This is a genomic window from Pseudomonas sp. TE3-3-F2023, assembly GCF_036784815.1.
GTDB lineage: Bacteria > Pseudomonadota > Gammaproteobacteria > Pseudomonadales > Pseudomonadaceae > Aquipseudomonas > Aquipseudomonas pudica.
The window spans coordinates 5,297,827-5,320,255 of the sequence record NZ_CP145113.1 but is presented as its reverse complement, the minus strand read 5'-3'; the positions used below and the strand labels follow the sequence as shown (position 1 = coordinate 5,320,255).

Annotated in this window: 19 protein-coding genes; 7 read left to right on the top strand and 12 right to left on the bottom strand. The window is 64.6% G+C overall.

Annotation, left to right across the window (positions count from 1 at the left end):
* From pdeM to V3314_RS24340, 7 genes are all read right to left on the bottom strand, one after another.
* Complete coding sequence (gene pdeM / locus V3314_RS24370; protein WP_046614741.1) at positions 1–654, bottom strand: ligase-associated DNA damage response endonuclease PdeM; 654 nt, start codon at positions 652–654, stop codon at positions 1–3.
* Entirely contained in the window at positions 651–3,104 is a 2,454-nt protein-coding gene (locus tag V3314_RS24365; RefSeq protein WP_046614740.1) for a ligase-associated DNA damage response DEXH box helicase, read from the bottom strand. The genes pdeM and V3314_RS24365 overlap by 4 nt, the downstream gene beginning before the upstream one ends.
* A gap of 67 nt (positions 3,105–3,171) precedes the next feature.
* Positions 3,172–4,287, bottom strand: a complete 1,116-nt coding sequence (locus V3314_RS24360; protein ID WP_046614739.1) for a succinylglutamate desuccinylase/aspartoacylase family protein — start codon at positions 4,285–4,287, stop codon at positions 3,172–3,174.
* A gap of 161 nt (positions 4,288–4,448) precedes the next feature.
* Entirely contained in the window at positions 4,449–6,107 is a 1,659-nt protein-coding gene (locus V3314_RS24355) for an ATP-dependent DNA ligase (protein ID WP_135001629.1), read from the bottom strand.
* Complete coding sequence (locus tag V3314_RS24350) at positions 6,104–7,120, bottom strand: ligase-associated DNA damage response exonuclease (protein WP_108481811.1); 1,017 nt, start codon at positions 7,118–7,120, stop codon at positions 6,104–6,106. The genes V3314_RS24355 and V3314_RS24350 overlap by 4 nt, the downstream gene beginning before the upstream one ends.
* A 106-nt stretch (positions 7,121–7,226) precedes the next feature.
* Entirely contained in the window at positions 7,227–9,668 is a 2,442-nt protein-coding gene (locus V3314_RS24345; protein ID WP_338459737.1) for a penicillin acylase family protein, read from the bottom strand.
* Between the two features lie 159 nt (positions 9,669–9,827).
* A complete protein-coding gene (locus V3314_RS24340; protein WP_338459736.1) occupies positions 9,828–11,168 on the bottom strand; it encodes a PLP-dependent aminotransferase family protein in 1,341 nt (446 codons plus the stop codon).
* A gap of 155 nt (positions 11,169–11,323) precedes the next feature.
* Between V3314_RS24340 and V3314_RS24335 the strand changes: the two genes are divergently transcribed.
* Positions 11,324–12,520: an MFS transporter gene (locus tag V3314_RS24335; protein ID WP_338459735.1), complete on the top strand. Its 1,197-nt coding sequence runs from the start codon at positions 11,324–11,326 to the stop codon at positions 12,518–12,520.
* Positions 12,521–12,574: 54 nt separating this feature from the next.
* On the opposite strand, the gene V3314_RS24330 is transcribed toward V3314_RS24335, so the two are convergent.
* From V3314_RS24330 to V3314_RS24315, 4 genes are read right to left on the bottom strand one after another with little or no spacing between them, the layout of a single operon-like run.
* Entirely contained in the window at positions 12,575–12,772 is a 198-nt protein-coding gene (locus tag V3314_RS24330) for an SEC-C metal-binding domain-containing protein (protein ID WP_003258907.1), read from the bottom strand.
* Between the two features lie 7 nt (positions 12,773–12,779).
* A complete protein-coding gene (locus tag V3314_RS24325) occupies positions 12,780–13,265 on the bottom strand; it encodes an LEA type 2 family protein (RefSeq protein WP_108481815.1) in 486 nt (161 codons plus the stop codon).
* A gap of 2 nt (positions 13,266–13,267) precedes the next feature.
* Complete coding sequence (locus tag V3314_RS24320; RefSeq protein ID WP_015271542.1) at positions 13,268–13,744, bottom strand: YchJ family protein; 477 nt, start codon at positions 13,742–13,744, stop codon at positions 13,268–13,270.
* A 2-nt stretch (positions 13,745–13,746) separates the two neighbouring features.
* Complete coding sequence (locus V3314_RS24315; protein ID WP_046614732.1) at positions 13,747–14,241, bottom strand: DUF6231 family protein; 495 nt, start codon at positions 14,239–14,241, stop codon at positions 13,747–13,749.
* Between the two features lie 159 nt (positions 14,242–14,400).
* Here V3314_RS24315 and V3314_RS24310 point away from each other — a divergent pair, with 159 nt between their 5' ends.
* The 4 genes from V3314_RS24310 (at position 14,401) to V3314_RS24295 (ending at position 17,028) form a co-directional block, all read left to right on the top strand.
* Positions 14,401–15,093 (top strand): OmpA family protein, encoded by a 693-nt coding sequence (locus V3314_RS24310; protein WP_003258902.1) that lies wholly within the window; start codon positions 14,401–14,403, stop codon positions 15,091–15,093.
* A gap of 90 nt (positions 15,094–15,183) precedes the next feature.
* On the top strand, positions 15,184–15,903 hold the full coding sequence (locus V3314_RS24305; protein ID WP_046614731.1) for an OmpA family protein: 720 nt from the start codon (positions 15,184–15,186) through the stop codon (positions 15,901–15,903).
* A gap of 98 nt (positions 15,904–16,001) precedes the next feature.
* Positions 16,002–16,277, top strand: coding sequence for a DUF1145 domain-containing protein (locus V3314_RS24300; RefSeq protein ID WP_025340369.1), 276 nt, complete (start codon positions 16,002–16,004; stop codon positions 16,275–16,277).
* A complete protein-coding gene (locus tag V3314_RS24295) occupies positions 16,270–17,028 on the top strand; it encodes a hypothetical protein (protein ID WP_046614730.1) in 759 nt (252 codons plus the stop codon). The genes V3314_RS24300 and V3314_RS24295 overlap by 8 nt, the downstream gene beginning before the upstream one ends.
* Positions 17,029–17,178: 150 nt before the next feature.
* Here V3314_RS24295 and V3314_RS24290 read toward each other — a convergent pair whose 3' ends face one another.
* Positions 17,179–17,643 (bottom strand): CopD family protein, encoded by a 465-nt coding sequence (locus tag V3314_RS24290; RefSeq protein ID WP_046614729.1) that lies wholly within the window; start codon positions 17,641–17,643, stop codon positions 17,179–17,181.
* Between the two features lie 98 nt (positions 17,644–17,741).
* Between V3314_RS24290 and dinG the strand changes: the two genes are divergently transcribed.
* The gene (dinG, locus tag V3314_RS24285) at positions 17,742–19,886 is read left to right on the top strand and encodes an ATP-dependent DNA helicase DinG (RefSeq protein WP_046614728.1); all 2,145 of its coding nucleotides are present in this window, start codon (positions 17,742–17,744) and stop codon (positions 19,884–19,886) included.
* A 78-nt stretch (positions 19,887–19,964) separates the two neighbouring features.
* The gene (locus V3314_RS24280; protein WP_338459734.1) at positions 19,965–22,199 is read left to right on the top strand and encodes a beta-galactosidase; all 2,235 of its coding nucleotides are present in this window, start codon (positions 19,965–19,967) and stop codon (positions 22,197–22,199) included.
* Positions 22,200–22,429 lie beyond the last annotated feature (230 nt).

Genomic DNA, 22,429 nt, shown 5'->3' with positions numbered 1-22,429 from the left:
CTAGAGTGCCCAGACACGGTTTGCTCCGGCGAGATACACCCGGCTGGTGCTCGTGGGCGCGATTTCCCAACCCCCGGTGAATTCACCGAACGCCGGCAGCAGGCTGACTTGGCCGTCGATCAGGAAGCAAGGTAGCCGCAGGCGTTGCCGAGCCTTGCCACGCAATACGAATACCGGATGTACATGGCCTGCCAGTACCGGATGGCTCGGGTGTGGATCGGGTTCGTGCTGTAGCGCGAAGGGTTCCAGCAGCCAGGGTTCGCTCAAGACTTCTATTTCGAGCGACACGGGTGGATCGCCGGCGTTCCGATCATGATTGCCGCGTATCAGCACAATTTTCAGGGCCTTGTGCCGTTCCCGCCACGTCTGCAGCTTGGCGAGCGTTGCCGGCGCACGCGCTGTTCGTGCATGCAGGAAATCGCCAAGAATGATCAGTTGCTCGCAATCATGTGCGGCCAGCAATGCATCCAGGCGGTCGAGTGTCGCGTCGGTGGTGCCGCGTGGTACCGGTTGGTGCAGGGCGCGATAACTCGCTGCCTTGCCGATGTGCACGTCGGCCACCAGCAGGGCACGACGGGCTGGCCAGTAGATCGCCTTGTCCGAAAGCAGCCAGAGCACTTGGCCATGGTGTTCGATGGATAGAAAGTTGGTCATACCGTAGCGTCCGCCACACTGTTCAGCTCAGCGACCATCCTGGCAATCCGGTCCGCCAGCTTCTCGGTGCTCAATGTCTCGCGCATGCCTTCCACCAGCAAGGCAAAGGCCAACGGCCCAGGTCGCTCAAGCTGTCGCAGCTCCAGCCGCAACTGCCCCATTTTCAGCAATTGCCGGTGCAGCCGCTCGATCTCCAGTTCCTCGTTCAACACTTCGTCCCGTGCCTGGGTCAGTAGCAGGTTGCCGGCGTCGTGCTTGCGAAATACCTCGTAGAACAACCCGCTGGAGGCCTGGATCTGCCTCAGGCTTTTCTGCGCCGCCGGATACCCGCCAAACACCAGCCCGGCAATTTGCGCGATCTCGCGAAAGCGGCGCAATGCCATTTCTCCTGCATTGAGGCTGGCCAGCACATCGTCCAGCAGGTGTTCGGTACCGAGTGCCTGCGGCAGGTGCGTTGCCCAGTCCACGTTGCCAGGGCTGAGCAGTTCGAACCCGTAGTCATTGACGGCAATCGAAACCGAAAGCGGCTGCACGCGGCTCACTCGCCAGGCAATCAGGTTGGCCAGGCCAAGATTTGCCATACGCCCGGCGAACGGATACAGGAACAGGTGCCAACCCTGGCGCGACTTGAAGGTTTCGGCCAGCAGCGTGGTGGGAGTGGGCAGCGCCGACCACTGCGCCTGCAAGGCAAGCAAGGGGCGCACTGCGCGCATCTCCGGGCCTTGGAAACACCCCTGAGATGCTGCGCCGAACTGCTCGACCAGTGCGTTGGCCAGTTCGCTGGAGAGCGGCATGCGGCCACCATTCCAGCGTGCAACCGCCGCCTTGCGCGCGGTGCTGCGGCGTACGTAAGCGGTCATGTTTTCCACGCGCACCAGTTCCAGCACTCGCCCGGCGAACACCAAGGTATCGCCAGGGCGCAAACGGGCAATAAATGCCTCTTCGACGCTGCCCAGCGCCTTGCCCCCACCACCCTTGCTCCAGTACTTGAGCTGCAGGCTGGCGTCGCTGACGATGGTACCGATACTCATGCGATGGCGGCGTGCCAGACGTTCGCTGGCAACCCGGTAAGCGCCGTCGGCCTGGCGCTCGACGCGCTGGTAATCCGGGTAGGCGCTCAGTGAACTGCCGCCATGACAGACGAAGTCCAGCGCCCATTGCCACTGGCTGTCGCGCAACTGGCGAAAGGCCCAGGTGCTACGCACTTCGTCCAGTAACTGCTCCGGATGAAAGCCACTGCCCAGGGCCATGCTGACCAGGTGTTGCACCAGCACGTCCATGCACAAGCGCGGCGAATGACGGGCCTCGATGTGCCCGGCTGCCAGGGCCTGCCTGGCGGCGGCTGCTTCCACCAGTTCCAGGCTGTGGGTGGGCACCAGAGTAACCCGGGAGCGCCGCCCCGGCGCATGGCCGGAGCGCCCGGCCCGTTGCACGAGGCGGGCAATGCCCTTGGCAGAACCGATCTGCAGTACTCGCTCCACGGGCAGGAAGTCTACTCCCAGGTCCAGGCTGGAGGTGCAGACCACTGCCTTCAGCCTGCCTTGCTTGAGGCTGCGCTCCACCCAGTCACGGGTATCGCGGGCCAGCGAGGCATGGTGCAAGGCAATCAGTCCGGCCCAGTCGGGGCGTGCTTCGAGCAGGGCCTGGTACCAGAGTTCGGCCTGCGCCCGAGTGTTGGTGAATACCAGGCAACTGCTGCTGGCGTCGATTTCCCGACTGACCTGGTCGAGCATCTTCAAGCCCATGTGCCCAGCCCAGGGGAAGCGCTCGATGGCCGTTGGCAGCAGGGTATCGACCTGTAGCGGCTTGTCTTGTCGGCCTTGTACCAGCAAGCCACCTTGTGGCAGCAATACGTCCAGCGCATGTTGAAGATTGCCGAGGGTGGCAGACAGGCCCCAGGTCGGCAGGGTCGGGTGCCAATGGCGCAGGTGGGCCAGAGCCAGTTGCAGTTGTACCCCACGCTTGTTGCCCAGCAGTTCGTGCCATTCGTCCACCACTACCAGGCGCAGCGTGGCGAAGTCGTCGCGGGCTTGTGCCCGGGTCAACAGCAGCGTAAGGCTTTCAGGGGTAGTGACCAGTACGCTGGGCAGGCGCCGTGCTTGCCGGGCACGTTCGGCACTGCCGGTGTCGCTGCTGCGAACGCCCACGCTCCAGGGCAGGCCCAGGTCGTCCAGCGGCAGCTGCAGCGCGCGGGCGGTGTCGGCGGCCAAGGCTCGCATGGGGGTGACCCACACCACCTGCAAGGGGGCAGCATGACGTCCCTGGGCTTGGGCCTTGAAGGCCCGCAGCGCGGCGAGCCATATCGCGTAGGTCTTGCCGGCACCGGTACTGGCATGCAGCAAGCCGGATTCGCCTCGTTCCACGGCAGCCCAGACACGGCGCTGGAAAGCGAAAGGCTTCCAGCCACGCTTGGCGAACCAGGCCTTGGCGAGGTCGGTGGCGGCGGGCATGGGGCATAGGGTCCTTCGATGGCTGTGTTGCTACAGACAACCAGGCTGGTGCAATGGTTTTACCGGATCAGTTGGCAAGCAGGTAGCCGCTGCGGCACACCTGCTCGCCTGCGACATGGGCGATGACCATGCCTGCGGTAGCCATGCGCCGTACGTTTCGTGCATAAAGCAGGCCGGGCTGGCTGTTGCGGATGGCAGTGACCCGGTCGCTGAGCGGGTCGATTACTTCAGCGATCAGCTGGCCCGCCTCCAGGTGCTGGCCTGGCCGGGCGTGGTACACCAGCAGCCCGCCCAGTGGCGTTATCACCGGTTCGACGGCGGCCAGCGGCGTGGCCGGGCAGCGCAAGGCGGGCAGGGCGGCTGCGGCTCCTTCGATGACCCCCGCATGGGTCAGGAAGTCGAGGATCGCCTGACAGTCCTTGCTGGCCAGGTCGTGGCTTACATCGGCCTGGCCGCGCAGCTCGACGGTGACCGAGCAGCAGCCCAGCGGAATCGGGAACCGTTTGCCAAAGCGTTGCTGCAACTGCCACCAGACCAGGCTGAAGCACTCATCGAACGACTGCCCGCCTGAGTCGGTAGCCAGCAGGCTGGCCTGGGCACCCAGGTAGCGGGCCAGCGGCTCGATCTGCGGCCAGGCGTCTGGCGTGGTGTACAGGTGCTCGACCGCCTCGAAGTCGCAGTGCAGGTCCAGCACCATGTCGGCATCGCAGGCAAGGCGCTGCAGTATCAGGCGTTGGGCTTGCAGCGGTGTGCGCGCCGGGTGTGCGTCCAGCCCGCGGCGCAGGTATTCGCGGATCAGCGCAAGGTTGTGCGCCGGGTCTTCGGTAAGGTGCTCTTCGATCTGGTCGCCGATGCTGTCCGAAAGGTCGACGAAGTTACGGTTGAAGTTCTCGCCACTTTGCAGTTCGAAGCGCCCCAGCGGCGCATCCAGCAGCACTTGTTCCAGACCGACCGGGTTGGCCACCGGCACCAGGATGATTTCGCGTTGCAGGCGGCCTTGCTTTTCCAGTTCACCCAGGCGGCGCTTGAGGTGCCAGGCCACCAGCATGCCGGGCAGCTCGTCGGCATGCAGCGAGGCCTGGATATAGACTTTGCCGCCACCGCGAGGTCCGAAGTGGAAGCTGTGCAACTGGCGGGTGATACCCGGAACGGGCGAGAGCAGGTCGTGAGTTGAATGGTGCATGGTGGTCCTGGGTGCGTGGCGAAAACGGTCTGCGACACGGGGCGGCACACAGATAGAAGCACAGTTTTTGGCCTTGCGCCTGCATCGGTGCCCTCCTGGTCACCGCGCTGGCTTCTTTGCGGGTTTAGCCGCGAAGAAGCCAGCACGGTCCAGAAATGTTTTCAGGCCAACAGCGCCTGCAATGTGGCCAGGTCATCCGCTTCTTCCACTGGCTTGTCCAGCCGCCAGCGCAGCATCCGCGGAAAACGCACGGCAATGCCGCTCTTGTGCCTCCTGGACAGGGCGATGCCCTCGAACCCAAGCTCGAACACCAGCGTCGGCGTCACGCTGCGTACCGGCCCGAAAGTTTCAACCGTGGTCTTGCGGATGATGGCGTCGACCTTGCGCATTTCTTCGTCACTGAGCCCTGAATAGGCCTTGGCAAAGGGAACCAATGCCCGCCCCGGCGTACCGGCTGGCGCGTCCCACACGGCGAAGGTGTAGTCGCTGTACAAGCTGGCCCGCCGGCCGTGACCGCGCTGGGCATAGATCAGCACGGCATCGACGCTGAACGGGTCGATCTTCCACTTCCACCAGGTGCCCATGTCCTTGGTGCGCCCCACGCCGTACAAGGCCTCGCGCTGCTTAAGCATCAGCCCTTCCACCCCCAGGCTGCGGGATTGTTCGCGCTGGCGGGCAAGGTCGGCCCAGTCCTGGCCTTCGAGCAGAGGCGAGAGCAACACCGGGGCCAATGGATGCTGCTCAAGCACGTGTTCCAGCTGTTGGCGGCGTGCATGCTGCGGCCGGCTGCGCCAGTCCTCGCCTTGCCATTCCAGCAGGTCGTAGGCCTGCAGCACGACCGGTGCGTCGCTCAACAGCTTCTTGCCCAAGGTCTTGCGCCCCAGGCGCTGCTGCAACATGGCAAAGGGTTGTACAGCCAGTTCATCTGCTGAACCACCGGGTTTCCATACCAGGATCTCGCCATCGAGCACGACACCGTCGGGTAGCGTCTGTGCCAGGCTGTGCAATTCGGGGAAGCGTTCGGTGACCAGTTCCTCACCGCGCGACCAGACCCACAGCTGGCCTTCGCGCTTGACCACCTGGGCGCGAATGCCGTCCCATTTCCATTCGATCTGCCATTCGCTCGGCGGCCCGAGCAGTGCATCGAGCTGGTCGGTTGGTACCTGAAGGGGGTGGGCCAGAAAAAACGGGTAGGGCTGGCCGCCACGCTGGCTATGTTCATCGTCTGATTCCGGGGCTATCAGCCGTTGATAGCTGGCTGGCGTCGGGCGGTGGCTGATGTCGGTGTAGCCAACCAGGCGCTGGGCCACGCGTTTGGCATCCAGCCTGGCCAGTTGTGCGAGGGCACGAGTGACCAGCAGCTTCGATACGCCTACGCGAAAGCTGCCAGTGATGAGTTTCAGGCAGAGCATCAGGCTGGGTCGGTCCAGTTGGGCCCAAAGAGGCGGCAGGCGTTCCTGGATCTCCTCTACCGGCAACCCGCGCAATGGCAGTAGATGGGCTTCGACCCAGCGGGCGAGGCCGTCGTCGCCAGGGTGATGGCTTTCCGGTATCAGCAGGGAAATGGTTTCGGCCAGGTCGCCAACGGCCTGGTAGCATTCCTCGAACAGCCAGTCAGGCAGCCCCGCCAACCTGCCGGCCAGCTCCCGCAGCACGCGTGTAGGTACCAGTTGACGAGGGCGGCCGCCTGCAAGGAAGTACACCGCCCAGGCGGCATCCCCAGCCGGGGCGGTGCTGAAGTAGTCGCGCAGCGCCGTGAGCTTGGCAGTGCTGGAGGTGGTCGCATCCAGCCTCAGGTACAGCTCGGCGAATGCTTTCATGCGTCTGGCTCCGCGGCTACCACGTCATCTTCCTCGCCATACTCGGTCACGAAGGCGCGGGCATCGAGGCCTTGTTCGATGAGGTAGCGCACCAGCACATTGACCGAGCCGTGGGTGACCATCACGCGTTCTGCGCCAGTCTGGCCGATGGCCCAGAGCAACCCCGGCCAATCGGCATGGTCCGAGAGCACGAAACCTCGGTCTACCCCGCGCCGGCGACGGGTGCCGCGCAACAGCATCCAGCCACTGGCAAAGGCATCGCTGTAGTCGCCGAAACGGCGCATCCAGCTGCTGCCACCCGCCGAAGGCGGTGCCAGGACCAGTGCCTGGCGCAGCAGCGGGTCGTTGCGTGGGATATCGCCGACATAGCGGGTTTGCGGAAGGTAGACGCCAGCGTCCCGGTACACCCGGTTGAGTGGTTCGACAGCGCCATGCACGAGGACAGGACCAATGTCGGCGTCCAGCCCGTGGAGGATTCTCTGGGCCTTGCCGAAGGCGTAGCAGAACAGCACGCTGGCTTTCCCCTGTTCGCTATTGGCGCGCCACCAGGTATTGATGCTGGTGAAGATCTCGCCCTGGCTGGGCCAACGGTAGATGGGCAGGCCAAAGGTCGATTCGGTGATGAACGTGTGGCAGCGCACCGGTTCGAACGGCGTGCAGGTGCCGTCGGGTTCCACCTTGTAGTCGCCGGACGCGACCCAGACCTCACCCTGATATTCCAGGCGCACTTGCGCCGAGCCCAGTACATGCCCGGCTGGGTGCAGGCTCAGGGTTACGCCATGGTGCAGCAGGCGTTCGCCGTAAGGCAGGGTTTGCAGGTCGATGTCCTGGCCCAGGCGGCTGCGCAGGATGCCGGCGCCTGGGGCGGCGGTGAGGTAGTGGCGGTTGCCGACGCGGGCATGGTCGCCGTGGCCGTGGGTGATGACGGCACGTTCCACTGGCCGCCAGGGATCGATGTAAAAATCACCTGGCGGACAGTACAGGCCTTCGGGGCGGGCGATGACGAGGTCCATGGCATGGGTGCTGGCTTGGAGTTACCAGTTAGGAACCATGGTAGGGGCGGGAAGTTCGACTGGGAATGGTTGGGGCACAAGTTGGCCCCAACACAGATGCTACTGCTTACTTCCCGGGTACCAACGTCAAACGCTGGTTGCCATATGCCCGCGCGAAGTTCTGCTGTTGCAGTGGCAGGCTCATGAAGCGCCCTTTGAACCAGGCGTCCAGCCCATCGCTGTAATGCTTGCTGGCCGGGTTGCCGGACTGCCCGCTGCTGGTCAGCACCTGCAATGGCTCGGCCTGGCCGAAGTCGACGATCATCCGCGCCGAGGCCGGCAGGCGGGTGTCGAAATCCCTGCCCCAGGCGTATGGCGTCAAGGCCAGGGTGGTGAAGTCTCCACCGGCAGCCAGCGGCGAGCGGCCGAGGGCGTCGCCCAGGCCATGGTAGGCCGGTGCAGGCCAGCGGTACTGGTGCAGCTTGCCCCACTGCCAGGTGCGGCGGTCGGCGCCCAGTTGCGCGGTGCCAGCATCCACCGCGCCCGCCAGGCTGCGCGCTAGAATGGCCGGCTTGTCTTCTTTCTGCGGGGTGCTGCGGTCATCCCAGAATGGGCTGTCGTCGCGGCCCAGCAGGTGGTCGGCCTGTGCCGAGAACGACAACCGTGCATTGCTGACGAAAGCCTGCCATGCCGGGCCGGATTCCGGGCCCAGGTCGTCGAGGAAGGTTTGCCGGGCGACTTCCTGGAGGAACAGTTCGTACAGCGCGGCATCGGCCGATACAGGGCTCAGACGGCCATCAAAGGCCTTGAGTCGGGCCAGAGCGTCGCTGGCCTTGTCGCGCTGTGCGGCGGGCAGCGCATCGATCGCCTGCTTGAGCGGCTGGGCCATGCCTGGGGCATCAAACATCTGCTTGAGCTTGTCGGCCAGCAGGGTGCTGTGATCGTTCTGCAGGGCCATCAGGCTGCGGCTGTCGTGAAGGCCATTGCCGGCCAGCTGGGCCAGGCGTTCGGCGCGTTCGGGGTAGTACCAGGTGCTGGACAGCTGCATGCCATAGCCACGCGGAAGGCTGCGCTGGTTGGCGTGGCCGATCCAGCCGGCGGGCGGGTCCTGGTCGTAAGGGTGCAGCATCGGGTCGGCATAGCCGTCCCAGTCGTAGCGCCCGTCCCAGCCCGGCGAGGGCAGAAGGCCCTGGCCTTCACGGCGGTTGGGGTAGCGGCCACTGACTTGCCAGCCGATGTGTTCGGGTTCGGCGAAGACGAAGTTGAGCGCGGCGGCGCTCACCTCACGGGTGCTGTCGAAGGCACGTTCCACGCTCTTGGCGCGGGTCAGGTCGAACAAAGCATCCAGGCTGCGGTCGCCCTTGAACTGTGGCAGGTTCAGCGCCAGGCCCAGGCTGGCATTGCCTGGCTGGGCCAGCAGAGTGCCGTGACGGGTGTCGTACATCACCTCGTGCAGCGGGCGCTGGCCGCGGACGAAGAAGGTTTCGCTGCGGGCGCGGGCCGGCAGCCATTTGCCGTCGGCCAGATAGCTCAGCTGGCTGCCCTGGTGGCGCAGTTGCTCCAGGTACAGGTCCTGGTTATCGGCCATGACCGCGCTGCTGCTCCAGGCCAGCTTGCCGTTGTAGCCGGCCAGCACGATCGGCAAACCAGGCAGCGACAGGCCGGCGACCTGGTACTTGCCGGTGTGGATCTGCACCGGGCTAAGGGCCCAGGCGGCTCGGCTGTCGCTGGCCAGCAGGCTCTTGCCGCTGCGGCTGCGCTGCGGCGCCAGGGCCAGGTTGGCCGAGCCCGGGCTGCCCAGAAGATCGAGGTCGGCCAGCTTCTGGCTGGCAGCCGCCAAGGCCGGCAGCCCCGGCAACTGGTTGGCCAGGTTCAGGCCCTTGAGCTTGTCCACTTCGGCTTCGGCCAACGGCTCGTCCGGGGCACCAGGCAGCAGCCAGGCCAGCTTGTCGCTGCCGGCTTTCTGCGCCAGGGTCAGGGCGCTCAGTTCTTCCTGAAGGTTCACCGACTGGCTGAAGGCATACAGGCTGAAGATCAGCGCCGAGTCTTCGGGCTTCCAGTATTCGGGGCGGTAGCCACTGCTGGCCAGGCCGGCGGGCAGCTTGTCGCGGTAGCGGAACAGGTAGGCGTTGACGCCGCGCGCATACACTTCGAAGAAGCGCTTGAGCCGTGGCGAGGCGTCAGCATACTGCTGGGCGGCGCTCTGCTTGAGGTTGGCCGCACGCATCAGGCGGTCGATGTCCAGCGCGTCGCTGCCGGCCAGTTCTGCCAGGCGGCCCTGGGCCAGCAGGCGCATGGCGACCATCTGCTCGATGCGGTCGCCGGCATGCACATAGCCCAAGCTGAACAGAGCGTCATGGAAGCTGCTGCTTTCGATCAATGGTGCGCCCATTGCGTTGCGCCGAACCGACACGTTCTGCGCCAGACCCTTGAGCGGCTGCACACCGCTGGCCGGTGGCACGCTGTCCTGATAGCCGCCCGTCTGGCAGCCTGCCAGCCCGAGCATGCCGAGCAGCGTGGCAGCGGTTGCGAACCGCGGGCGGAATGGAGGAAAGGCGGAGGCGGCCATGACGAGGGCTCCTGCAAGGCGTGGCGGGTTTCGAAAGGCGCTAAGGTAGTGAGCGCGCAGGCGCCATGCAAGGTCCCTGGGCGGTTTATTTTTTGTGCTTGGCGTGGGGTGTGTGGTGCCTGTTAGATCGAGCGCCACCTCAAACATCAAGACATGCACTCAAACCTTGAAATGTTCGGCCACGGCGTCGGAAAAGTGCGCGCAATTGATGCGTGCATGGCGTTGAAAGTCGCGGCTGACAGCGAAGGCCGAGCCTGGCATCAATAGCACCTGGTGCAGTTCCAGGCGACGCATGAAAGGCTGCAGGTCGGCCAGTTCGGGGTGGTAGACCCACAGGAACATGCCACCTTGGGGCGTTATGTCGAACTGCCAGCCACGCGCCCGCAACAACTGCTGCGTCTGTGCCTGTTGCCGGATCAGGCGCTGCTGCAGGTCTTGCATGTGCCGGGCATAGGTGCCGTCGGACAAGATGGTGTTGACGAAGCGTTCGCAAAACGCCGGCACCGCCACGCAGGTCAGCAGCTTCAGGCGCGTCAGCGGCTCCATCAGCTCTGCCGAGCAGGCGATGTAGCCCACGCGCAATGAAGCGGACAGGCATTTCGAGAAGCTGCCGATGTAGATGACCCGCTCAAGGTTGTCCAGTTCGGCAAAGGTCTGGCGTACACCCGGGCTGAAGTCGCCGTAGACATCGTCCTCGACCACGAAGAAGTCGTGTTCCACCGCCAGTCGCAGGACGCTGAAGGCATTGTGCGGGCTGATGTTGCCACCGGTCGGGTTGTGGAAGGTGCTGTTGCAGAAGAATGCCTTCACCTTGTGCCTGGCCAGGTGCTCCTTCATGTCTTGCACGTTTGGTCCGTCCTGGGTTCGGCGCACCCCGACCACGTGGCCGCCGGCCAATTGGATCAGCTTGATCAGGTTGCCATTGCCAGGCTCGTCGACGAACACGTGATCCCCTGGCTTGATCAACAACCGCGCCACCAGGTCCAGCGCTTGTGTGGCGCCCAGCGTAGTCAGCAACTGACTTGGCCGGGCATCGACACGGGTCAGGCGTTGCAGGTGCACGCACAACTGCTTGCGCATGGGCAGGTAGCCCTGGATATCGCCATATTCCGCCAGCGAGCTCTGCTCCAGCCGCGCCGTGCGCCGAATCGCCTTGGCCAGCAGCTCGGTGTCACGCCAGGCGGGTGGCAGCCAGCCGCTGCCCAGTTTGATGTTGTGCTGGCCCCCCTGCAGCAGCTTGAACAGCGGGTCGCCGGCCATGCCTGCGGGCGCATCCAATGCGCCGGTTTGCCGTGAGTGGCTGGCGACGAAGTAGCCGCGCCCAGGAATGGCGGTCAACACACCTTCGCTGACCAGCCGGGCATAGCTGGAGACGACATCGTGGTAGCTGCAGCCAACCGCTGCCGTCAGCTTGCGGATGGACGGCATGCGCTGGCCGGGCAGCCATTCGCCGGCTTCGAGGCGCTGTTTCAACTGGTCATGAAGGCTGTGCGGGCGCATGGTGGGTCCAGCGGCTGTTAGAAAAAACAGCCTAACAGTTAACCGGAAAACGCGTCGACTGTTCGAATTTCAGGGCGCGGCAGATGCGACCATGGACCTGTCGGCATCTTTCCCAATTCCGAAATCGACCCGTCCACCAACCGTGAGCACACGCTATGTCGAGCACACTCCCGCGGCGCACGTACCTGTATTTCACCGCCCAATCGATCAACCTGACGACTGCGGTCATGTCCGTGACCATGGCGGCCATTGTCGGGGCGGCGCTGGCGCCTGCCGCCACGTGGTCCACCGTGCCCTATGGTTTCCAGTTCCTCTGCCTGATGCTGGCCACCTATCCGGTCTCCAGGCTGATGAGCCGTATCGGCCGCAAGCGCGCCTTCATGCTGGGCTCGATCCCTTTGGCGGTGTCTGGCATCAGTGGCTACCTGGCGGTGCAGTACCAGCACTTCCCGACGCTGGTGATCAGCCATTCGGCATTGGGCATCTACATTGCGTTTGCCAACTTCAATCGCTTCGCGGCCACCGATAATCTGGCCCAGAACCTGAAACCCAAGGCGCTTTCCCTGGTAGTGGCCGGTGGGGTGATCGCTGCCGTGGTCGGGCCGGCGCTCACCGAGTGGCTGAGGGACGTTGGCGGGTATCCGCTGTTTTCTCTCTGCTACGCCGCTTTTGTCGTCCTGGCGGTGATGTCGTTGCTGACAGCGGCCTGCCTGCCCGCCGATACCGGCACCGCCAGTAAAGACCGTGCAGCGAAACCGGCTGATACGACCGCCGAGCCACTGAGCCCGGTGGTTGCCGTGGCCATGGCAGTGGCCGCGCTGGGCTACGGGATCATGAATTTGCTGATGATCCAGGCATCCATGCACATGAAACACATGCATGAGGACTTTTCCGACGTTCGCCTGGCGATTCAATGGCATGTGATTGCCATGTTTGCGCCATCGTTCTTCACTGGCGCCATCATCCACAAGCTCGGTATCAGGGCCACCATCTGTCTCGGCCTGGGCCTGCTGATCGGTTGCACGGCCATGAACATGTGGTCGCACAGCTACGCGATGATGACCTTGTCACTGATAGCCCTGGGCCTGGGCTGGAACCTGACTTACGTGGGCGGTGGGGCGCTGTTGGCGCAGACGTTGCAAAACAGCCCGGCAGCGATGCAGATGCAGGGGAAGAACGATCTGGCCATCGCGGTGTTCGCGACCATTGGCGCATTCAGCCCGTCGCTGTTGCTGGGCACGGTCGGTTGGGATGGTACCAATGCCATTTGCATGGCCCTGTGCATCGTGCTGCTGATGGCCACCTCAGTGGTGCTGCAGCGCAATGTTTCAGGGCCTGCCAGGGTCAGCTAGGCCCTGGCTACCCACTGCGCGGCCCGCGGCTGGGACGCGCAAGTGCTGTTCAGGTCAGGCGCCGTGGCACTTCTTGAACTTTTTCTGGCTACCGCACGGGCACGGGTCGTTACGGCCAACGTCCTTCAGGGCGTTGCGTACCGGCTCCTGGTGGCCGTGGTTGCAGTGCGGGCCGTGTACATGGCCATGATCGTGGTGGTGATCATGATCGTGGTTGCAGTCAGGGCCATGAACGTGGGGTTGCTGGGACATTGCAGGGTTACTCCGGGTTGTAGTCGCCGGGGATTATCTCACCACTGCGCGACAAGTGCAGGTCCCGATGGATGAGCAACCCGGTCGCCAGCTCGCCCTGCAGGCTGTAGTGCAGCGGTTGTTCGCTTTTCAGCAGCTTGGCCAGTGGTTTCAGGTGCTGCCACAGGTTGGTTCGCGCGGTGATCTTGAAAGTACGCTGGGCGTGCCCGCCGACACTGCGCCACACGCTGGTTTCATCCTGCACCAGCAACAGGTCGTTGAGGCGTATGGCATACGACAGGTTGCGGATGAACAGTCGGCTGTCATTGGGGTTGTCGACTCGCAGGTGCAGCACGAACTCCTGCTCCAGCAACCTGGCCTTGACTGTCTCCACCTCGACCAGTTGCACCTCGGGTTCGCGCCACTCGTCACCGCCCCAACTGGCGCAGCCCGCCAGCAGTGCCAGCCATGCCATCAGGGGGGCGAGCAGCAGCGGGCGGGTGCGGGCGACCATGTTCAGCTACCCACGTAACTGGCGCAGCATTTCTTGAACTTCTGCCCGCTGGCGCAGGGGCAGGGGTCGTTACGCCCGGCCTTGAGCCCGACCGTGGGGTCGATGAAGTACCAGCGCCCGGCATGCTGGACGAATGCCGAGCGCTCGCGGTGCTGATGGTCACCCTCCTGGTCGTGCCAGCGTGCAGTGAAGGTGACAAAACCGTGCTCTGGCTGGCCGCCGAGCACCTCCGCACTTTCTACCTCCAGGCCCAACCAGGTGCTCTGGGCGCTCCAGGCAGCCATGGCAGCGCGATCCAGGCCAGCTTGCTGGGCTGGCAGGGTGGTGGCCACCAGATAGTCGACCAGGCCCAGCACGTAGGCACTGTAGCGTGAGCGCATCAGCGCCTGGGCATCCGGTGCCGGGGTGCCGGCATGGTAATGCCCGCAGCAGGCGTCGAGCAGGTTGCCACTGCCACAAGGGCAGACCGAGACACTCATCATCACCACCAGTACTTGCCGAAGTTTTCAGGGTTGGCCCAGAACTTGGCATTCAGCCAGTCCGGTACCTGCTTGTAGTCATGTAGATCATAGGTGAACAGGCTCAATACCTGCTGGTCACGGCGGAATTTCTCGCTGGCCGACAGGGCCAGGGCAAAGAAATCGGTGTCTTGCCAGCCACAGGCGCCCAGGTCGGCAAGCACCGCGACCCGGCTGGCATTGAGGTTGCGAATGCCGCCGAGCAACTCCAGGCCGGTGCGTTTGGGCAGGTGCTCCAGGCAGTCCACCAGTACCGCCAGGTCAAAGCGCTGGGCTGCCAGTTCGGCCGGCAGCGGGCCTGGGGCGGCTGTGGCGATGGTTACCTGTGGGTGCGCCTGGGCGAAGGCGTCCAGCGCCGGGAAACGCGTGCCCACCAGCAGCAGGCGTTGCGGGGTGAAGCGCTCGAGCAGGGCCGCCAGGGCCTGCTGCGGGGTGCGCTGGGAAAAACCGTCGGTCATTGGCAATCCTCGTTGAAGTCGTCCAAGACTAGCGGGCCGCAGCGTGCGGGCAAAGAGGCATGTGGCTGTGTCGTGGCTTATTGGTGGCAGGGATCAGATGCTCGGTCTTTACTCCCTGAAATCGGCCTTATGCCGATTCCCCCTAGGAGAAGCAATGAAATGAGCATAGTACGCACAGCGATACCCCTGGTTCTGCTCACCAGTGTGTTGACTGGTTGTGCAGGTTTGCAAAAGACCGACTGGCCTAAATGTGCCGCCGTCGGGGGTGTAAGCGGCGCTGCCTTGGGCGCCATCGAGAGCTCCAGCTGGGCTGGTTGGGGCGCGTTGCTGGGTGGTGGCCTGGCGGCAGGCTATTGCTGGGCCCATGGCGATGGCGACGAGGATGGCGACGGTGTGCCGGACAGCCGTGACAAGTGCCCAGGTACCCCGCGCGGTGTGCAGGTCGATGCCAACGGCTGCCCACCGGAGCCGGCCGCAGTGGTCGAGGAAGTGGTGGTGCAGAAGGAAGAAGTCATCGTCATCCGCGATGTGCACTTCGAGTTCGACTCTGCGCGCCTGACCGCCAGCGACAAGGAGCGCCTCAACACAATTGCCACGCGCCTGAAACAGGAAGCGCCGTCCGCCCGCCTGAGCGTCAGCGGCCATACTGACAGCGTCGGCTCCGACAGCTACAACCAGAAACTGTCCGAGCGCCGCGCCCACTCGGTGACCGACTACCTGGTCGAGAGCGGAGTACCGCGCAGCAGCTTCGTGTCGGTGGTAGGGGCTGGTGAAACCCAGCCGGTGGCAGACAACGCCACGGCTGAGGGGCGCGCCATGAACCGCCGTACCGAGATCAAGATCCAGCGGTAGAGCGACTTGCGCCCGTGCCTTGAGCAGTGGCACGGGCGTGTCTTCAACGGCAGTCAGCCGTCCGTGGCCAATGACACAGGAGCATTCAGCATGAGTGTGACGTCGAAAGCGGCGCTGCCGCTGTTGGTGGCTGCCAGCCTGCTCGCGGGCTGCGCCACCCAAAGCGATGGTAGCGCGCCGCTCAACCAGAAGACCTGGCCCATCTGCAGCCTGCTCGGCGGCCTGGTCGGTGGTGGCCTGGGCGCCATCGAAAGCTCGAGTTGGGCGGCTGGTGGCGGTGCCCTTGGTGCCATTGCCGGGGGGCTGATCTGTTACGTCCAGGATGGTGACGAAGATGGCGATGGCATTTTCGACCGCCGCGATCGTTGCCCCGATACCCCGGCAAACACTGCGGTCGACCATATGGGGTGCCCGTTGAAGGTGTACCCCGTATCGCCGCCTGCCACTGAACCCGAACCCTCGCCGGAGGTGATCATCCTGGATGACAACGGCGCGGTGATGTTCGCCTTCGATTCCGCCGAGCTGACCCCGGCGGCCCAGCAGCGCCTGCAAGGCCTGGTGGCAAAACTCGATTCACCGACGGTGGCCAAAGTCAGCGTGATCGGACATACCGATAACGTAGGCTCCGACAGCTACAACCAGGCACTTTCCGAACGCCGCGCCAGCAGCGTGGCCGTTTACCTGATCAGCCAGGGGCTGGAGGCGGGCAAGGTCACCAGCCAGGGGCGCGGTGAGAGTGAGCCGCTCAGCGACAACGAAAGCGAGGAGGGCCGCGCCCGCAACCGACGGGTGGAACTGCACCTCAACTGAGTGGTGCTGGCGCCTGTCTTGACATTGCGGTTAATGTTGGCCGCACGGCCCGCTCGAACGGGCCGGCTCGACATAACAACAATCCATGGGGGCGGGATATGAAGTTCATCCTGGGCTTGGGCAAGGTCCTGACTGTCGCTTTCTGGGGTGTGGTGCTGTTCAATCAGTTGATGCCACAACCCTTGCCCTTCAACCTGCTGATCAACGCCGCCGGCATCACCTTGCTCGGCCTGCACCTGCTCGAAGTGTTGTTCTTCAATGGCAGCCTGCGCGGGCGCAGCCACCGTTGGTTCGATCGTCTGCAGATCCTGTTGACGGGTATCTTCCATGTCATGTCCATTCCCCGTGTGCAGGAGGCGCCGCGAAATGCGTAATTTGATGTTGCTGGCCATGATGGCCGCTCCCCTGGCCCAGGCCGAAAACCTGGAGGTCGCTGCCAATTCCATGCTTCGCCTGCCCGACAAGTCGGCTAGCGTGCACCTGGCACAGTTGCGTGTCGCCGATGCCGCAACCCTGCTGCTGCCTGCCACGCTCGCGGAATTGAAGGTCGACCAGCTGGAACTGGGGCGTGATGCGCGTATCGCCATTGCTCCATCCGATAGCCCGTTGCTGATCGAGGCGCGCAGCGCACGGCTGGGTGAGGGTAGTGAATTCAGTGCGCCGGGGGCGGCGGGCACCTACCAGCGGGGAGCCCGGTCTGGCCGCAGCCTGGACCTGAAACTGGCTGAAGTGGATGCCGAGCGCCTGGCTATCGATGCCCGTGGCGGTGCCGGTGCGCCAGGGTACGTGGGACTCGATGGCGCTAACGGCCAGGCCGGTGGCTGCACCTGGGGCCAGGCCAGCCGCGGTGCCAATGGCGATGACGGCGGCAACGGGCACGATGGTGCGCCGGGTGGGCGCATCCGCTTGAGCGTGCCGCAGGGCTTCCCGCAGGAGCGCATCGTGGTGCGCCTGGACGGCGGCGCACCGGGCAAGGCCGGGGCAGCAGGCAAGGCCGGCAAGGGCGGGGCTAGCAAGGGGTGCCTGGTGTACCGCACAGACGCCGGCGCAAATGGCCGACCGGGGCAGCCGGGCCAGCCTGGGTTGGCCGGCGCTGCAGGTGAGCTGATTCTGCAGCGCCTCTGAAGCCTTGCTGCGCCCCCTGTAGGAGCGGCCTTGTGTCGCGATGGGCTGCGCAGCAGCCCCAGGATTTCAGTGCCTTCGCACAAATTGTCGGGGCTGCTGCGCAGCCCATCGCGACACAAGGCCGCTCCTACACGGGCCGCGCAGATCCTGTCAGAGCATCAGCCGCGAACTGGCCACGGCTACCACCGCCAGGCCCAGCAGCAGGTTGATCCCTACCATCCGCCGAATCCGCCCCAGCACTGCCGCACCCGCCGGCCAGTCCTCGGCCTGCACCGCAGCCCTCAGCTCCGGCAGCAGCAACGCCTGGATGCGCATGAACAGGGCAAACATGGCGATGCCCCCACCGATCATCACCTGCACATACTTCGGTGCAGTCTCGAAGCCGCTGAAGCGCATGTGCAACATGCCGATACCACTTATCGCCAAAATCGCCACGGCCAGCCAGACCCAACCGAAGAAGCGTCGGAAAACTTCTACCCACAAGCGCAGCCGGGCAGGCCCCTCAAGGGCTGCAACCGTTGCCGGGCGCAGCACCAGCCAGGCGAAGAACATGCCGCCGACCCACACCAGGGCGGCAATGACATGCAGTGTGTAGGGCAAGGCAAAGGCAAGCATCTGGATCTCCATGCGGCATAAAGGGCAATAGCGGGGTATGATAGCCGCCCCATGCGAAACACTGAAAATATATCCAGCCCTCCGGGCGCCTGCAGACCATGATCAGCAACGAACTCAAAGCCACCATCCAGGGCGCCTATACGCGTTTTCTCGAAGCCAAGAGCCTCAAGCCGCGCTATGGCCAGCGCCTGATGATCGCAGAAGTGGCCAAGGTGCTCGGCGACATCGCCTGCGACGAGGAAGGCCGCCGTGCCGGCGAGCCTGCCGTGGTGGCAGTGGAGGCGGGTACTGGTACCGGCAAGACCGTGGCCTACAGCCTGGCTGCCATTCCGGCCGCCAAGGCCGCCGGCAAGCGCCTGGTGATCGCCACCGCCACCGTGGCGCTGCAGGAGCAGATCGTCTTCAAGGACCTGCCCGACCTCATGCGCAGCAGCGGGCTGAACTTCAGCTTCGCCCTGGCCAAGGGCCGTGGCCGCTACCTGTGCCTGTCCAAGCTCGACATCCTGCTGCAGGAAGGCCACGCCCAATCGGCTACCGCCCAGCTGTTCGAGGAAGAAGGCTTCCACATCGAAGTCGACGAGCGCAGCCAGAAGCTGTTCAACAGCATGATCGAGAAGCTTGCCGGCAACCGCTGGGACGGTGACCGCGACAGCTGGCCAGAAGCCCTGGAAGACCAGGACTGGGCACGCCTGACCACCGACCACAGCCAGTGCACCGGCCGTCATTGCCCGAACTTCCAGCAGTGCGTGTTCTACAAGGCCCGCGAAGGCATGGGCAAGGTCGACGTGATCGTCACCAACCACGACATGGTGCTGGCCGACCTGGCCCTGGGCGGCGGCGCGGTATTGCCCGACCCGCGCGACACCATGTACGTGTTCGACGAAGGCCACCACCTGCCGGACAAGGCCATCGGCCATTTCGCCCACTATTCGCGCCTGCGCTCCACTGCCGACTGGCTGGAGCAGACCGCCAAGAACCTGACCAAGCTGCTGGCCCAGCACCCGCTGCCCGGTGACCTTGGCAAGTACATCGAGCAGGTGCCGGAGCTTGCGCGGGAAGTGCGCACCCAGCAGCAGTTCATGTTCACCCTGTGCGAGCAGGTTGCCGACTTCCGCCCCAGCGAGGACAACGAAGGCCGTGAGCGCCCGCGCTACCGCTTCGAAGGCGGTGTGGTGCCGGAGCAGATTCGCGAAGTGGGCATCGAGCTGAAAAAGGGCTTTGCTCGCCTCAACGACCTGTTCACTCGCCTGGCCGACCTGCTCAAGGAAGGCATGGACGGTGAGGTCAACATCGGCATCGCCAGCCACCAGGCCGAGGAGTGGTACCCGCTGTTCGGAAGCCTGGTCACCCGTGCCCAGGGCAACTGGGAGCTGTGGACGGCCTTTACCGCCGAAGACCCGGAAGACAGCCCGCCCATGGCCCGCTGGCTGACCCTGGCCGAGAGCGGTGCGCTGTTCGATATCGAAGTCAACGCCAGCCCCATCCTGGCCGCCGAAATGCTCCGCCGCAGTCTGTGGAGCGTGGCCCATGGCGCGCTGGTGACCTCGGCGACGCTGACCGCGCTCGGCAAGTTCGACCGTTTCCGCATGCGCTCGGGGTTGCCGCGTGACGCGGTCACCTGCGTGGTGCCCAGTCCGTTCGTGCATGGCGATGCCGGCCTGCTGCGGGTCCCCGACCTCAAGGCCGACCCGCGCGATGCAGCGGCGCATACCGCGGCAATCATCCGCGAACTGCCGAGTATCGTGGAAGAGGCCCGTGGCGCGCTGGTGCTGTTCTCCTCGCGCAAGCAGATGCAGGACGTGTTCGATGGCCTGGACCGTGACTGGCGCAAGCTGGTGCTGATCCAGGGCAACCTGTCCAAACAGGAAACCCTGAACAAGCACAAGGCGCGGGTAGATGATGGCCAGCACAGCGTGCTGTTCGGCCTGGCCAGCTTTGCCGAGGGTGTCGACCTGCCGGGTGCCTACTGCGAGCACGTGGTGATCGCCAAGATTCCCTTTGCCGTGCCAGACGACCCGGTCGAAGCGGCGCTGGCCGAGTGGATCGAGGCTCGCGGCGGCAACCCGTTCATGGAAATTGCCGTGCCCGACGCGTCGCTTCGGCTGATCCAGGCCTGCGGCCGCCTGCTGCGAACCGAGCAGGACCGCGGTGTCATCACCTTGCTTGACCGGCGTCTGGTCACCCAACGCTATGGCAAGGCTATTCTCAATGCGCTGCCGCCGTTCCGGCGGGAGATTTCCTGACCGCCGGAGCACTTGCTCTGGCGCGTTGTCCATACTCAGTCGTGGGCCATGAGGGCCCTGAAGGAGAGCCCCAGCCTTATGGTCCGCCGTACCCTGCCCGCCGTTTTCGCCCTGTTGTTCAGCTCGCCTTTGCTGGCTGGGCAGCAGACGCTGTTCAGCTTCGTGCGCCCGGCCTCGGTGGTCAACGTGGTGACCGAGGATGCCGGTATGCCGCAGTACAACGCGGAGCAGACGGCCGAAGGCGAAGTGTTGCGGCGCGTGGTGTTCAACCCTGCCCAGCGGCCGACCCTGCGCCTGAGCCCGCAAAGCGGTGTGTGGGACTGGTCCGGCGGTCAGTTCCTGACCTTGCGACTGCAAAGCGCGATGGATTGGGCGCTGACCGTGGACGTCATGGTACAGAGCAGTGATGGTCGCACGTTGACCAGCCGCATCGACCTACCGGCCGGGCCTGCACAAACCGTGATGGTACCGCTGACGGCCAGTTCGCCGCTGAGCCAGGGCATGCGCGCCGGCCCGCCCATGCCCTGGAACCATGGCGGCCAGCGCCTGCTGCTGACCAGCAGCGCCGGCGCGCTCGACCTCAAGCAGGTGGTGTCGGTCAGCCTGAGTATCCCCAACCCCAGGGTGGCGCAGAACCTGTTGATCGAGCGGGTCGGCATCCAGGATGACGACCAGGCCTACAAGGCGGCCTACCAGGAGCTGATCGATGCCTATGGCCAGTCCACTCGCGGCCATTGGCCTGAAAAGGTTGCCAATGACGAGCAGCTCAAGGCGGCCGATATGCGCGAGCAGCAACAGCTCAAAGGCTGGTTGGCAGAGCGTGGCAAGCAGCAGTTGGACGCGTACGGTGGCCTGCTGGCCGGGCCGGCGTTCGAGGCCAAAGGCTTTTTCCGCACCGAAAAGCGTGACGGCCGCTGGTACCTGGTAACGCCCGAGGGGCATCCGTTCTACTCCCTGGGGGTGAATGCCGTGGCCGCGGATGGCGGGCGTACCTACATCGCCGGGCGTGAGGGAATGTTCAAGGCGTTGCCGGGCGAGGGGGATGCACTGGCCGCATTCTATGGCGACGGCAACAACGACGACGGCAACCCCTCGTCGCAGGGGCGCAACTTCAAACAGGGGCGCTGGTTCGATTTCTATGCCGCCAACCTGCAGCGCACCTATGGCAAACCCTGTTCGCCCGCGGTAGAAGGGCAGCCGGCCAACTGCCCTCCATTGGCGCTTGATACCGCCCGTTGGCAGGCGCATGCGCTCGATCGCCTGCAGGCCTGGGGTTTCAACACGGTCGGCAACTGGAGCGAGCCGGCCCTGGGCCAAGCCAGGCGCATGCCGTACACCTTGCCGCTATCGATCGTCGGGGATTACGCCAGCATCAGCACCGGCATGGACTGGTGGGGCCGCATGCCCGACCCGTTCGACCCGCGTTTTGCCATGGCCACCGAACGCGCCGTGGCCATTGCCGCCCGCGATCACCGTGACGACCCCTGGCTGATCGGCTATTTCGCCGACAACGAACTGGCCTGGGCCGCCCCCGGTAGTGACGCGAAGGCGCGTTACGGCCTGGCCTACGGAACCTTGCGCCTGACCACCGATGTACCGGCCAAGCGTGCTTTCCTCAAGCAGCTGCGTGACAAATACCGCAACCAGGAAGGCTTGTCCAAGGCCTGGGGCATCGAGCTGACCGCCTGGGAACTGATGGAAGACCCAGGCTTCGAGGCACCGTTACCCAACCCGGAGCATCCGGAAATCGAGCGTGACTACCAGCACTTCCAGCAGGTGTTCGCCGAAACCTACTTCAAGACCATTGCCGACTCGTTGAAGTGGCATGCGCCCAATCACCTGCTGCTGGGTGGCCGCTATGCCGTCAGCACGCCGGAGGCGGTCAAGGCCTGCGCCGAGTTCTGCGATGTGCTCAGCTTCAACTTCTATACCCTCAAACCGCAGGACGGCTACGACTTTGCCCGCCTGGCCGAGCTGGACAAGCCGGTGCTGGTGTCCGAGTTCCAGTTCGGCTCGCGCGATCGCGGGCCGTTCTGGCCGGGGCCGCTGGAAGTAGCGCGGGAAGAAGACCGCGGCCCGGCCTACGGCAACTTCCTCAAGGCAGCCCTGGCGCAGCCGATGATCGTTGGCGCGCACTGGTTCCAGTACCTTGACCAGCCGGCCAGCGGCCGCCTGCTCGATGGCGAGAACGGCCACCTTGGGTTGGTGGCGATCACCGATGTGCCTTACCCGGGGTTTGTCGATGCCGTGCGCAAGAGCAACTTGCAGGCAATGAGCCAGCTGCGAGCCCAACTGGAAAAACCGGCGCCCTAGCAACCGGCTGACGCGGTCTGGTGTAGGAGCGGCCTTGCGTCGCGATGGGCTGCGCAGCAGCCCCGGCAATTTGTGCATTGCGGCTGAGATCCTGGGGCTGCTGCGCAGCCTATCGCGACACAAGGCCGCTCCTACAGGGGCACCGTTCGTCCTGGCTGCCATTCGTCGCGACCACTTGGCCCAAGCCAGTTTGCAAAACACGCAACTACTGAAACAATGCACACCATTTT

Excerpts from the sequence above, each read along its gene's own strand:
- pdeM (WP_046614741.1), bottom strand. The coding sequence starts at position 654 with ATGACCAACTTTCTATCCATCGAACACCATGGCCAAGTGCTCTGGCTG.
- V3314_RS24365 (WP_046614740.1), bottom strand. The coding sequence starts at position 3,104 with ATGCCCGCCGCCACCGACCTCGCCAAGGCCTGGTTCGCCAAGCGTGGC.
- V3314_RS24360 (WP_046614739.1), bottom strand. The coding sequence starts at position 4,287 with ATGCACCATTCAACTCACGACCTGCTCTCGCCCGTTCCGGGTATCACC.
- V3314_RS24355 (WP_135001629.1), bottom strand. The coding sequence starts at position 6,107 with ATGAAAGCATTCGCCGAGCTGTACCTGAGGCTGGATGCGACCACCTCC.
- V3314_RS24350 (WP_108481811.1), bottom strand. The coding sequence starts at position 7,120 with ATGGACCTCGTCATCGCCCGCCCCGAAGGCCTGTACTGTCCGCCAGGT.
- V3314_RS24345 (WP_338459737.1), bottom strand. The coding sequence starts at position 9,668 with ATGGCCGCCTCCGCCTTTCCTCCATTCCGCCCGCGGTTCGCAACCGCT.
- V3314_RS24340 (WP_338459736.1), bottom strand. The coding sequence starts at position 11,168 with ATGCGCCCGCACAGCCTTCATGACCAGTTGAAACAGCGCCTCGAAGCC.
- V3314_RS24335 (WP_338459735.1), top strand. The coding sequence starts at position 11,324 with ATGTCGAGCACACTCCCGCGGCGCACGTACCTGTATTTCACCGCCCAA.
- V3314_RS24330 (WP_003258907.1), bottom strand. The coding sequence starts at position 12,772 with ATGTCCCAGCAACCCCACGTTCATGGCCCTGACTGCAACCACGATCAT.
- V3314_RS24325 (WP_108481815.1), bottom strand. The coding sequence starts at position 13,265 with ATGGTCGCCCGCACCCGCCCGCTGCTGCTCGCCCCCCTGATGGCATGG.
- V3314_RS24320 (WP_015271542.1), bottom strand. The coding sequence starts at position 13,744 with ATGAGTGTCTCGGTCTGCCCTTGTGGCAGTGGCAACCTGCTCGACGCC.
- V3314_RS24315 (WP_046614732.1), bottom strand. The coding sequence starts at position 14,241 with ATGACCGACGGTTTTTCCCAGCGCACCCCGCAGCAGGCCCTGGCGGCC.
- V3314_RS24310 (WP_003258902.1), top strand. The coding sequence starts at position 14,401 with ATGAGCATAGTACGCACAGCGATACCCCTGGTTCTGCTCACCAGTGTG.
- V3314_RS24305 (WP_046614731.1), top strand. The coding sequence starts at position 15,184 with ATGAGTGTGACGTCGAAAGCGGCGCTGCCGCTGTTGGTGGCTGCCAGC.
- V3314_RS24300 (WP_025340369.1), top strand. The coding sequence starts at position 16,002 with ATGAAGTTCATCCTGGGCTTGGGCAAGGTCCTGACTGTCGCTTTCTGG.
- V3314_RS24295 (WP_046614730.1), top strand. The coding sequence starts at position 16,270 with ATGCGTAATTTGATGTTGCTGGCCATGATGGCCGCTCCCCTGGCCCAG.
- V3314_RS24290 (WP_046614729.1), bottom strand. The coding sequence starts at position 17,643 with ATGCTTGCCTTTGCCTTGCCCTACACACTGCATGTCATTGCCGCCCTG.
- dinG (WP_046614728.1), top strand. The coding sequence starts at position 17,742 with ATGATCAGCAACGAACTCAAAGCCACCATCCAGGGCGCCTATACGCGT.
- V3314_RS24280 (WP_338459734.1), top strand. The coding sequence starts at position 19,965 with ATGGTCCGCCGTACCCTGCCCGCCGTTTTCGCCCTGTTGTTCAGCTCG.